Genomic DNA, 12382 nt, shown 5'->3' with positions numbered 1-12382 from the left:
CTTTCACTGCCGAGAAACTTAGGCCTTCCTAAGCGGTTTGTCAAAGACGGCTTTGCCTCTCGCAGAAATCGGAGTGTCTCAAAAGCTGATCTTTTTTATTGATTGATCAGTCAATTAAAAATAATGTGGAGGTAAGGAGAGCCTGAATGCCGAAGCTTGGAATGGAACCGGTGCGCCGGAAAGCGCTTGTCGATGCCGCATTGCGCGCGATCGGCGACCATGGTTCGCTGACGGTGACAATGTCCGAGATCGCGCGTCATGCCGGCGTATCTCCTGCACTTGCGCATCACTATTTCGGCAGCAAAGATCAGCTTTTGATCGAAACGATGCGAACGCTTCTGCGGCAGCTGCGCACAGATGCAGTTACCGCCGTCAAATCCGCGACGTCTTACCGCGAACGTCTGTCCGCCCTTGTAAGCGTTTGTTTTCGCGCCGATCAGTTTGCACCAGATACGATTGCAGCGTGGCTTGCCTTTTATGCAGAAGCGCAACGCTCTGAAGATGTTCGACGGCTCCTCATCATCTATGCCCGCCGGCTGAGGTCCAATTTGCTTGCGGATCTCAAGCAGTTGTGCGGGACCCGAGATGCTGAGCGCATCGCTGAAGGCGTCGCCGCAATGATCGATGGGCTTTATCTTCGTCAGGGGTTGCGTTCGATAGCAATCGGCACGCAAGGCTCAATTGAGCTGACGGAGAACTACATCACATCGCAACTTGCAAGCTTATCAACCGATGATCTGGCCCCAGCGTTGAAAGGAACCGTGTTATGAGAGCCCAACCGCCTGCCTCCCACTTCATCGACGGCGCCTATGTGGAAGATACCAACGGCACGCTGATCGAAAGCATCTATCCAGCCACCGAAGAGGTCATCGCGCGTCTACACGCGGCAACGCCGGATGTGGTCGAGCGTGCGGTTGCGAGCGCACGGGAGGCTCAGAAAGCCTGGGCTCACCTCAGTCCGACAGCCCGCGGCCGCATCTTGCGGAAAGCCGCCGATCTCATGCGCGAACGCAATCAAGAGCTTTCGGAGCTTGAAACACTCGATACCGGCAAGCCTATCCAGGAGACGATCGTCGCAGACCCCACTTCCGGGGCCGATGCATTTGAATATTTCGGCGGGATTATCGCCGCTGGGCAAAATGGCAGCCATATTCCTCTTGGTTCAGACTTTGCCTACACAAAGAGAGTGCCGCTTGGGGTTTGCGTCGGTATCGGCGCATGGAACTACCCACAGCAGATTGCCTGCTGGAAAAGCGCGCCGGCGCTTGCTGCGGGCAACGCCATGATCTTCAAGCCTTCGGAGACGACACCGCTTGGCGCGCTCAAGATCGCCGAGATCCTCAGTGAAGCCGGCCTGCCCAAAGGCCTTTTCAACGTCGTTCAGGGCGATCGTCACACAGGCCCCCTTCTCGTTGATCATCCGCATGTCGCTAAAGTATCTTTGACAGGCTCCGTCGCAACGGGCCGCAAAGTTGCTGCCGCGGCTGCCGGGCATCTCAAGCATGTGACCATGGAACTCGGCGGCAAGTCGCCTTTGATCGTTTTCTCTGACGCCGATCTCGACTCTGCTGTGGGCGGCGCGATGCTCGGTAATTTCTATTCCTCTGGCCAAGTTTGCTCCAACGGCACACGCGTTTTTGTCCAGCGGCAAGTCAAGGACGCGTTTCTGGATCGTTTAAAGGCCAGAACCGACGCTATTCAGCTTGGCGATCCCCTTGATCCCGCGACACAGATGGGGCCGCTTGTTTCACACGCCCAGCGCGAGAAGGTTTTATCTTATATCGAAAAAGGTAAGGCCGAAGGTGCTCGTGTCGTCACCGGAGGGGGAATTCCGAACAGCGTATCCGGGGAAGGCTACTACGTTCAGCCGACAGTGTTTGCCGACGTCACCGATGACATGACGATTGCTCGCGAAGAAATTTTCGGACCAGTGATGTGCGTGTTGGATTTCGATCATGAAGATGAGGTGATCGAAAGGGCCAATGCGAGCGAGTTCGGGCTTGCTGGCGGCGTCTTCACGGCGGACCTGTCACGTGGACACCGGGTGGCGGATCGGTTGGAGGCCGGCACGCTCTGGATCAACACTTATAATCTCTGCCCTGTCGAAATCCCGTTCGGCGGCTCAAAGCAATCGGGGTTTGGACGCGAAAACTCCCTCGCGGCGCTCGATCATTATACCGAGCTCAAAACCGTCTATGTCGCAACGGGCAAGGTGGAAGCTCCCTATTAGACCGTTTGGAGCGGCAGGGCGCAGCCCAGGCCCTCCCAAGTGACCAACACACTCTCAGGCACAGGTTCATTAGCGATGCAGCAGGCAGATTTCGTGATCATCGGTTCCGGCTCAGCAGGATCGGCTATGGCCTATCGCCTTTCAGAAGACGGAAAGCACAGCGTCATCGTCATTGAAGCTGGAGGCTCGGACATCGGTCCGTTCATTCAGATGCCTGGAGCTTTAGCCTGGCCAATGAGCATGAAGCGCTACAACTGGGGCTATCTGTCGGAACCGGAAGCCAATTTGAATCATCGACGGATTACGGCACCTCGCGGAAAAGTGGTCGGAGGGTCCTCTTCGATCAACGGTCTCGTCTACGTGCGCGGCCATTCGGAGGATTTCAACAGGTGGGAAGAGCTTGGGGCGGCTGGTTGGGCCTATGCGGATGTGCTTCCCTACTTCAAGCGCATGGAAGACAGCCATGGCGGCGAAGAAGGATGGCGCGGCACGGACGGGCCGCTTCATGTCCAGCGCGGCCCGCTCACAAATCCCTTGTTTCACGCCTTTATCCAAGCGGGATCGCAGGCCGGCTTCGAACTGACGGATGACTATAACGGCTCGAAACAGGAAGGCTTCGGGCTGATGGAGCAAACGATCTACCAGGGACGGCGGTGGTCGGCAGCCAATGCCTATCTGAGACCCGCCTTAAAGCGTCCGAATGTTTCCCTCGTTCAAGGCTTTGCCTTAAAGGTTATCATCGAAAGCGGCCGCGCAACCGGCGTTGAAATTCAGCGGCGAGGAAAAACCGAGATCGTTCGCGCCAATCGCGAGGTCATTGTGGCCGCCTCGGCGTTCAACTCACCGAAGCTTTTGATGCTATCAGGTGTCGGCCCAGCCGATCATCTTCGCAGGATGGGTATCGAGGTGAAACTTGATCGACCGGGGGTCGGCGCCAACCTGCAGGATCATATGGAATTTTATTTCCAGCAGGTTTCTACCAAGCCCGTCTCTCTTTATTCGTGGCTGCCATGGTTCTGGCAAGGTGTGGCTGGTGCCCAGTGGCTCCTTTCAAAAGGCGGCCTCGGCGCCTCCAACCAATTCGAAGCCTGCGCATTCCTGCGTTCCTCAGCGGGATTAAAACAGCCTGATATTCAATATCACTTCCTGCCAGTCGCCATCTCCTATGACGGGCGCGCGGCAGCGAAGTCGCATGGTTTTCAGGTTCACGTCGGTTACAATTTGTCGAAATCGCGTGGCAGCGTGACGTTGCGATCTCCTGATCCAAAGGATGATCCGGTATTGCGCTTCAATTATATGAGCCATCCGGAAGACTGGATCAAATTTCGCCATTGCGTGCGTCTGACGCGAGAAATTTTCAGCCAAAAGGCCTTCGATGAGTTCCGCGGACCGGAAATCCAACCGGGTAGCCATGTTCAGTCTGACGAGGAAATCGATGATTTTCTCAAAGAACATCTTGAAAGCGCCTATCACCCATGCGGGACGTGCCGCATGGGTGATCGCGATGATCCGATGGCTGTCGTCGATCCACAAACGAGGGTCATCGGCATTGACGGACTGCGGGTTGCAGATAGCTCCATCTTCCCGCACGTGACCTATGGAAACCTCAATGGTCCATCAATCATGACCGGTGAAAAGGCTGCAGATCATATTTTGGGCAGACATCCGTTACCGCGCTCCAATCAAGAACCTTGGAACAACCCGCGGGCTGCCGTTTCTGATCGATAAAGGCGGTTCCACTCGACACTGGGTCTTTTCACGCGTAGTAGGCGATCATCGTTTCCACCGATAGAAACACCACTCCGCAGGCGCGCTTGACCCATGGCTGCATCATACAGAAAATCGAAATTCTTGCGTCGGTCGCGTGTTTTTCGCGGCTCGCGCACATTTTGGCGCGCCCGGCTGGTCTTTTGGATCGGTGCTTTTGCCATCGGCGTCATCAGCGTGGGCTTTGCCGAAGCTGCCGATATCGCTCAACACCTCTTCGGGAGAATGCTGGGCAGCAACCAGTGGTCGTTTCTCCTACCGCTCCTTGTCACGCCGGCAGGATTTCTCCTATCGGCTTGGCTCGCTGCGCGCTTTTTCCCGAATTCGCAGGGAAGCGGCATTCCGCAGGCAATTGCGGCGCGTCATCTTCACGAGACGAAAGACAGGGTCCCCTTGCTTTCCCTGAAAATTGCTGCCGGCAAGATTGTTTTAACAGTGCTTGGCTTGTTCTGCGGTGCTTCTGTGGGCCGAGAAGGACCGACCGTCCAGGTTGGCGCTTCTATTATGCTGGCCGTCGCGCGGTTCGGTGGCATGGCGCAGGCTCGCGGGCTTATTCTGGCGGGATCGGCAGCAGGGATTGCGGCAGCATTCAACACGCCTCTCGCCGGTATTGTGTTTGCGATTGAGGAAATGGGACGCGCTTACGAAGCTCGTACCAATGGCCTTGTTCTGACCGCAGTTATTCTTTCTGGCCTTGCGGCCCTTGGACTTGCCGGGAACTACAATTATTTCGGCTCGTCCGACGTTGCACCCTTAATTGCACAAGACTGGAGCCTGATCCTCGTCTGCGGGATCGGTGGGGGTGCTCTTGGTGCGGCCTTCAGTGGCGGTGCGCTTTACTGCGGAAAACGCATTCGTCGTTATGTTCAGCCAGACCCCATGAAACGCATGCTTATCGTCGCAGGTGTCTGCGGCCTTGGCGTTGCGCTGCTTGGCATCCTGTCGGGTGGCATGACCTTCGGCACCGGCTACGAGCAAGCGCGCGGTGCGATCGAAGGCAGTCCCCTCCCCGTCCTATACTTCATCGAAAAGTTTGCCGCAGGCTTTTTGTCGATGATTTCCGGCATCCCTGGCGGCATTTTCGCACCATCGCTGTCTGTTGGTGCTGGGCTCGGCAGTGCGGCGGGAACGCTGATCGGAACGAGTATCGCTCTTGCCGCCATCCTGGGTATGGCTGGCTATTTCGCGGGCGTGGTTCAGGCGCCCATGACGGCTTTCGTGATCATCCTCGAGATGACGGGCGATCATCAGGCCGTCATTCCAATCATGGCTGTTTCCATGCTGGGTTACGGAACATCGCGGATCTTATCTCGCGAACCGCTTTATCACGGTCTTTCCAGGGTTTACCTCGCGGCTGCCATTCGCGCTCAGCGCTCACAAGAGCGCGACCACGGGGATGTACCGAAAAGCGTAGCGTTGCAGGATCAACCTACCGAAGGCAAATAAGCTGCGACCATGCCACCAGCAACCTAGCGTGAGCATGGAGCAATCTGCGCTCACTTCCCTATGTTCTATATGTGGCAGATGCTTCAGGCCAGCAACCTTGTGACCTCAGCACCTCGTCTGTTCGCAATTGCATCTGCGATGGTGGTTGAAAAAAGAACTTTTCTGGTCGCCTCGGCAACACGTGCGAAAACATGTCTGATTTCGCAGCTTTGCTCGCCGTCGCAATCCTCGCAACGCCGATATGCCGTGAGAGAAAGACAGGGGAGCGGCGCAATAGGACCATCGATGACACGCAGCACTTCGCCAAAAGTAATAGCGTGTGCAGGCTTGAGGAGAAGATAGCCGCCTTGTTTACCGCGCCGACTTTCAACCATTCCGTGATGCTTGAGATCAAGAAGGATTTGCTCAAGAAACTTCTTCGGAATCTTTTGCTGAGAAGCGATGTCAGAAATCATGATCGGTTCGCCATCTTCCGCCTCCGCAAGGACTGTCAGAGCGCGGAGCGCGTATTTTGCCTTCTGCGTGATCATCATCAACCTGTCAGCATCACAATGAGATAAGCGGCTGCTTTTATATACGTATGTTCTTAAGCTTTGTCCGATGAATGGAATTTGAACAACCAAGGTAAAAGACCAGAGATGCTGGCGGCTTACTACTTTTTCTGGTTGTTTTTCTTCAATTCGCCCTCCAGTCCGGCGAGCAGTTTTCTCATCACCGAGTGAGGCGATGAAAATTCCATATTGACACCCGCACCTTAACTCGACAAATTCAATAGAGATTGGCGAGTTACACCGCGGCATCATCTTTTTCGCATTGCAGCAGCATGCGAGAGATATTTGCTATTCTTCATCTTGTTTGGAAATCGCTTTTGCTGTCCCCGTAGCGACAAAGCTGCAATATTCCGGCTCCAATCAAGGAACTGGGAATATGTCCGTCGAATTATCGATTTCCTATGCGGAGCGCCTGAACCAAGACCTCGCTAGCCGTGGTCTAGCAGAACGTCTTTCCTTGGTAGCCTCGTTGCAGGGCCGAGCGATATTTACAACGTCGCTTGGCATAGAGGATCAGGTCATTACCGCTGAAATCGGTAGGCATCGTCTCCCCGTCGATATCGCGACTTTGGAAACAGGCAGGCTGTTTGCCCAGACAGTGACCCTCGTTGACGAAACAGAGGCTCAATACGATCTACAAATTCAGCGATTTTTCCCAGAGCAGAGCGACATTGACGAATTTGCTGCCAAATATGGCATCAACGGCTTTTATGATAGCGTCGAGGCGCGTCATGCCTGCTGCGGCATCCGAAAGCTGAAACCTCTGGCACGGGCATTGTCGGGAGCGAGTTTCTGGATCACGGGCTTACGTCGGGGACAATCAGCGAACCGTGCCGATACGCCGTTCGCGGAATATGATGCCGATCGTCATCTCATAAAGATCAATCCATTGGCAGATTGGGGGATCGACGAGATCCGCGGCTATGTCGAGAAAAATAATGTCCCGATCAATCCGCTTCATGCGCGCGGGTATCCGAGTATCGGATGCGAGCCCTGCACGAGGGCCATCAAGCCTGGCGAGCCTGAAAGAGCTGGCCGCTGGTGGTGGGAACAAGATGAGACGCGGGAATGCGGACTTCATGTTGCCGAAGAGACCGTCGCCACAGCCTAAAAGACTCGAAAGGCCGGTTGTCTTCGACCGGCGTCAATAATTCTGGAGACCAGTTTGATGTCAGACAGCCACAGCGTGGTGGATGCCAGCGAAATGCCGAAATCCAAGCCGCCACTCGATCCCCATCTCAAAGCCTTGGAAAACGAGTCCATTCATATCTTCAGGGAGGTCGTTGGGGAATTTGAACGGCCGGTCATGCTGTATTCGGTGGGCAAGGATTCCTCGGTCTTGCTGCATCTGGCCCGAAAGGCGTTCTTTCCCGGCCGCGTGCCCTTCCCGCTCCTGCACATCAACACGGGATGGAAGTTCAAAGAGATGATCACGTTTCGCGATGAGATCGTGAAACGATACGACCTTGATCTCATCGAGCATATCAATCCGCGCGGGGCGGCAGAGAACATAACGCCGTTCACCTATGGCTCAGCGCGTTATACCGATATCATGAAGACGGAAGCGCTGCGAAACGCACTTGATGCCGGACAATTCGACGCGGCCTTTGGCGGCGCAAGGCGCGATGAGGAGGCGTCACGCGCGAAGGAACGGATCTATTCTTTCCGCACGCCGGATCATCGGTGGGATCCGCGTAACCAACGACCGGAGCTGTGGAACATCTATAATGGCCAAATCCGGAAGGGTGAAAGCGTTCGCGCGTTCCCGCTTTCAAACTGGACCGAAGTTGACATCTGGCGATATATCCAGGCTGAGGACATCCCGATCGTTCCGCTGTATTTCGCGGCCAAGCGGCCATATGTCGAACGCGACGGCATGATGATCATGGCAAGCGACCCAAGACTTGAACTGCTGCCAGGTGAAACAAAGAAAGAAGACTTCATTCGGTTCCGCACATTGGGGTGCTTCCCTTTGACGGGTGCCATCCGCTCGCACGCAACGACAATGGAAGACATGATTGCGGAGCTTGAGATCGCGACCGTTTCCGAGCGGCAGGGCCGCGCGATCGATCGGGATCAATCGGGCTCCATGGAAAAAAAGAAGCGTGAAGGGTATTTCTGAGATGACCGCAGCAAAAAGCTCCGCCGAACCAGCGACGTTGGGTTCACCGGTCGCAGAACAACAAACGCTTGTCCGCGATACACGCCCGCTACGCCTTATCACCTGCGGCAGTGTTGATGATGGTAAGTCGACACTCATCGGACGACTGCTCTGGGACACGAAGGCCGTAAAAGAAGACCAGGCCGCCACGCTTCGCCGTGATTCAACTGGCAAGCAAAATGATCTCGGATTGCCCGACTTCGCGTTGCTCCTGGACGGCCTTCAGGCTGAGCGTGAGCAAGGCATCACTATCGACGTCGCCTATCGCTACTTTTCGACGGACCGTCGCTCGTTCATCGTCGCGGATACGCCCGGCCACGAACAATATACACGCAATATGGCGACAGGCGCCTCGACGGCCGATCTAGCCGTCTTGCTGATCGATGCCCGCGCCGGGATCCTGGAACAGACCAGGCGTCACGCGACAATCGCCGCGCTACTTGGAATCAAGCAGTTCGTTCTTGCGGTAAACAAGATAGACCTGACAGGATACGACCGGGCCGGCTTCGAGAAAATTGCGCATGATTTCCGAGAATTCGCGCTGACCCTTGGCATCAAGCAGGTGACGCCTATCCCAATGTCAGCGTTGAAAGGGGAAAATGTCGTCCATTCTGGTGTCCCGGTCATGCCATGGTACCAGGGACCCACTCTGGTTGAGGCCCTCGAAAGCGCAACGGTGCGCTCCGGCCAATCCACCGGCTTTCGCATGTCAGTCCAGCGCGTTGCCCGTCCTGGTGAGAGCTTTCGCGGCTACCAGGGGACCGTCGCAGGCGGAGCAATCAAGCCAGGTGACAGCGTCATGATCCTGCCATCAGGAATGGTGGCAAATGTTTCCAAGATCGTCACATTTGATCTTGTCCGGAATGCTGCCGTTGCTGGCGATGCAATCACGCTTGTGCTTGACCGTCAGGTGGATGTTGCGCGTGGCGACATGATTGTGTCGATCGAAAGACAACCACAGACCGGCCTTTCCTTCGATGCCCAGATCGTTGCCCTGCAACCTGAGGGTATTGAAGCTGGAAAGCGCTATTGGCTGAAAAGCGGCAGTCGGAAGCAACGCGTGCTTGTCGACCCTGTTGCGCAACTCGAAATGAAAACTGGCGCGTGGGTCCCGGCAGACCGCTTTTATATGAACGCCATCGGCAAGGTGCGGCTTACTTTCGATGAAATGGCAATGTTCGATCCTTATGAACAGAACCGTTTGACCGGCTCATTCATTCTGATTGATCCTGAGACCAACAACACGGTCTCTGGCGGCATGATCACCGGAAAGCGATCTGAATTGGGCGGCCTTAACAAAGACGATGCGAGGGTGGTTCTTTCCCTTCCCGCTGACTTGGCTGAACAGATTATGGCAAGCGAGCTCTTTGCGCGGCGACGTGACGAGGCACAGATCCGTCGGATGACCGCGGCACAGGCAGCGGAGCTCTGGGAAAATGCAGCGAGCGATATTTAGGCATCGAATCAACTGATGCTTTGGGGCTGCCCGGCAGACGCCGGGCAGCCTTCTTATTTTGTTGGCTTACGACAGGACGTTTATCCTCTTGAAATCACTAGGGTGCTAACGAGTTGTGGGCACAATGACGCCGCTCGTCACAAAACTGTGGCGAAGTGGCAACGCCTAAAATCTAAGCTGCTTGATGCCTCATCGAGCGTTTGACAGCACGGGCCGGAATGGCGTTTAACGTTACCACGCACATCACGCGTTTGTGAGGTGCGCTTGGGGGGTGATAGGAGCAGAGGGGCAACGTCTTCTCCTATCGAAATATTCTCCAAAGAGTGAATCGAGATTTGAACCGAAACTTGCATTGGAGAAACCATGCGCATTAAGAGCCTTCTGCTCGGCTCCGCGGCTGCCCTCGCAGTCGTATCCGGCGCTCACGCTGCCGACGCTATCGTCGCTGCTGAACCGGAAGCTGTTGAATATGTTCGCGTTTGCGACGCGTACGGCACCGGCTACTTCTACATCCCAGGCACCGAAACCTGCCTGAAGATCGACGGCTACATCCGTTTCGAAGCCGACTTCGCTCGCGGTGTTGCTGGCGGCTTCGGTAACGGTTCGGACTACGACGTCTTCACGCGCGCTCAGCTGCAGTTCACTGCAAAGAGCGACACGGAATATGGCGTTTTGACCGGCCTTATTGCTCTGCGTACGGATGCTGACTCTGCTGCAAGCCGCAACACGTTCATCGACGTTGCTTACCTCGACATCGCAGGCCTCCGCGCTGGTTACTTCTACAGCTGGTGGGACGACGGCCTCAGCGGCGAAACGGACGATCTGGCAAGCCACTCCACGAACCACAACTCGATCCGTTATCAGTATGAGTCTGGCGACTTCTATGCTGGTATCTCGGTTGATGAGCTGGAAGGCACTGTCTATACGCTCAACGGTCTTGCTGGCAGCCCGACATTCGGCCCACGCACCAACAACCTCGGCGTTGCCGGTGCAGTTGGCGGTAAGGTTGGTGGCTTCACCTATCAGGTCACTGGCGGCTACGACACCGACACCGAAGAAGGCGCAGTTCGCGGCATGATCACTGCTGATCTCGGCCCCGGCACGCTCGGCCTCGCTGGCGTTTGGGCAAGCGGTGCCAACGCATATTACGACAACTCCGAATGGGCTGTCGCCGCAGAATATGCCATCAAGGTAACGGACAAGTGGAAGATCACGCCTGCCGCTCAGTACTATGGTCACTACGGCCTGGTTTCCAAGGGCGACTTCTCGGATGACAACGCTTGGAAGGCCGGCGTAACTCTTGACTACCAGATCGTCGACAACTTCTATGCCAAGGCAACCGTCAACTACAAGAAGGTTGAAAACAGCGAAGGTCAGACGACCGGCTACTTCCGCCTGCAGCGCTCGTTCTAATCAAATTTTGTAGACGCGCGCACGATTCCCACGGCTGCGTCTCCATCTTTGATTTGTAGCGAATTGGCTCATACATCATTGTCACGATCCGAATTGACCTCCGATCGGTGACAGAAAGGGTTCGGGATTTCCCGGACCCTTTTTTACGTGTGGGCAGGACTAAATTGCACGTGATGTTCGCGTTTGCCTAAGAAGCGTCTGCCCGAAGCATTGCAGAGTCGGGTGATGTGACACCCGACCATTCAGTGACAGCGTGCACAGCTATTGCCTTGGATCAAGTCTATGCTTCTGGTCGAAACTCAGCTGTCGTTCGGTTGCCATGCTTGTTGATTTAGGCTTCGTCCTGATTTCCGAATAAATCTCCGGATGTCGAAGCTGTTTTTCTGCAGCAGTTTTGTTCGCGAATTGCTCTCTTTATACAAACACACTATTCATTAGTGGCCTACTAATTCACGATTGCATGAATGCACGAAAGCTGCTTAAGTAAAGGCGAGGCAAGTTTCGGTCTCAAATCTTGAATATGAAGGCCTGCCTTGCCCCGGCAGGCCTTTTTTGCGACAAGGGCAACGGCACCGGGCAGTGGAACAGCCGATCTAATCCAGCGTCTTACATTTACACTTATATAGTGGCCGTCGCGCTTGAACGGCCTCACGAGAGCTATGGCTAAGAGTTGCCGGAAGCGACTTCCTTCGTGGATCGGACAACGAAGCAACAGTGTCGCAAGCCCGATCAGACGATAAATTCGCAAAAGGGGCGATGAAGACAAGCTCTGGAGACTCATCATTATCGAAAACCGCGCAGATAGCAGTTTTTGGCCGAACGAAATGCGCGTTGCGCTGTAGGTCGCCTTCGGCCTAATGGGAGAAGCGGCTCTCCGAGTGAGAGCCGCTTTCCAGATTACTGGTCAGATGCCGTCGATGGTGCGAGGAACTCAGCACAATAAGAGGGACCATTAACTCCAGGGACATCGCCCATTACCTTGATATTACGAATAACGTAATCCGCGCCGGTTGTGATTTCCGCCTGGCACTTCAGCGACAGCTTTCTCGTCGCCGCTGTCTTTCCCTTGGCCTTTCCGCCATCCTCTTTCGCCACGGGAACGCGAACCGTCTTGTAGCCGCCGCGCCACGTGTAGACTGTCATGTCGCCGCGTTCTGCATCGGCAATTGGCGGACCGTAGGCAGCAAAGAACTTACCAGCGGACTGACCGACCCAACGCGCCGAGATCGGATTTGTGGACGGCGAGGACGGGAGAGAGGTGCAGCTTGCGAGTGATACGGCAAGCCCTGCAGCAGCGGCGATGCGAAGTTTCATTGGTGGGTCCCTGGAGCTGTCTTCGTTTTCCAACAGAATTGCTG

General features: G+C 55.4%; 10 protein-coding genes. 8 read left to right on the top strand and 2 right to left on the bottom strand.

The genetic code is table 11. From position 1 onward, the window contains the following. Positions 1–146: 146 nt before the first annotated feature. From betI to VQ830_RS01840, 4 genes are all read left to right on the top strand, one after another. The gene (betI, locus tag VQ830_RS01855) at positions 147–770 is read left to right on the top strand and encodes a transcriptional regulator BetI (RefSeq protein WP_337266346.1); all 624 of its coding nucleotides are present in this window, start codon (positions 147–149) and stop codon (positions 768–770) included. Next, positions 767–2230: a betaine-aldehyde dehydrogenase gene (gene betB, locus VQ830_RS01850; protein WP_337266345.1), complete on the top strand. Its 1464-nt coding sequence runs from the start codon at positions 767–769 to the stop codon at positions 2228–2230. Before betI ends, betB begins: the two co-directional genes overlap by 4 nt. Positions 2231–2305: 75 nt before the next feature. Beyond that, positions 2306–3958: a choline dehydrogenase gene (gene betA / locus VQ830_RS01845; RefSeq protein ID WP_337266344.1), complete on the top strand. Its 1653-nt coding sequence runs from the start codon at positions 2306–2308 to the stop codon at positions 3956–3958. Positions 3959–4051: 93 nt separating this feature from the next. Then, positions 4052–5443 (top strand): chloride channel protein, encoded by a 1392-nt coding sequence (locus VQ830_RS01840; protein ID WP_337266343.1) that lies wholly within the window; start codon positions 4052–4054, stop codon positions 5441–5443. Between the two features lie 83 nt (positions 5444–5526). On the opposite strand, the gene VQ830_RS01835 is transcribed toward VQ830_RS01840, so the two are convergent. Continuing rightward, entirely contained in the window at positions 5527–5973 is a 447-nt protein-coding gene (locus tag VQ830_RS01835; RefSeq protein ID WP_337266616.1) for an RrF2 family transcriptional regulator, read from the bottom strand. A 397-nt stretch (positions 5974–6370) separates the two neighbouring features. Between VQ830_RS01835 and VQ830_RS01830 the strand changes: the two genes are divergently transcribed. The 4 genes from VQ830_RS01830 to VQ830_RS01815 all read left to right on the top strand — a co-directional run bounded on the left by VQ830_RS01830 (position 6371) and on the right by VQ830_RS01815 (position 11024). Further along, entirely contained in the window at positions 6371–7105 is a 735-nt protein-coding gene (locus tag VQ830_RS01830; RefSeq protein WP_337266342.1) for a phosphoadenylyl-sulfate reductase, read from the top strand. Between the two features lie 57 nt (positions 7106–7162). Beyond that, the gene (gene cysD, locus VQ830_RS01825; RefSeq protein WP_337266341.1) at positions 7163–8116 is read left to right on the top strand and encodes a sulfate adenylyltransferase subunit CysD; all 954 of its coding nucleotides are present in this window, start codon (positions 7163–7165) and stop codon (positions 8114–8116) included. Position 8117: 1 nt separating this feature from the next. Next, positions 8118–9611, top strand: a complete 1494-nt coding sequence (gene cysN / locus VQ830_RS01820) for a sulfate adenylyltransferase subunit CysN (RefSeq protein ID WP_337266340.1) — start codon at positions 8118–8120, stop codon at positions 9609–9611. 363 nt (positions 9612–9974) lie between these two features. Next, positions 9975–11024, top strand: coding sequence for a porin (locus tag VQ830_RS01815; protein WP_337266339.1), 1050 nt, complete (start codon positions 9975–9977; stop codon positions 11022–11024). Between the two features lie 897 nt (positions 11025–11921). Here the strand turns inward: VQ830_RS01815 and VQ830_RS01810 are convergent. Beyond that, a complete protein-coding gene (locus tag VQ830_RS01810; RefSeq protein ID WP_337266338.1) occupies positions 11922–12338 on the bottom strand; it encodes a hypothetical protein in 417 nt (138 codons plus the stop codon). Between the last annotated feature and the right edge of the window lie 44 nt (positions 12339–12382).

Source organism: Oryzifoliimicrobium ureilyticum, assembly GCF_037199735.1.
Classification (GTDB): Bacteria; Pseudomonadota; Alphaproteobacteria; order Rhizobiales; family Rhizobiaceae; genus Rhizobium; species Rhizobium ureilyticus.
This window is presented reverse-complemented; position numbering and strand designations above follow the sequence as displayed.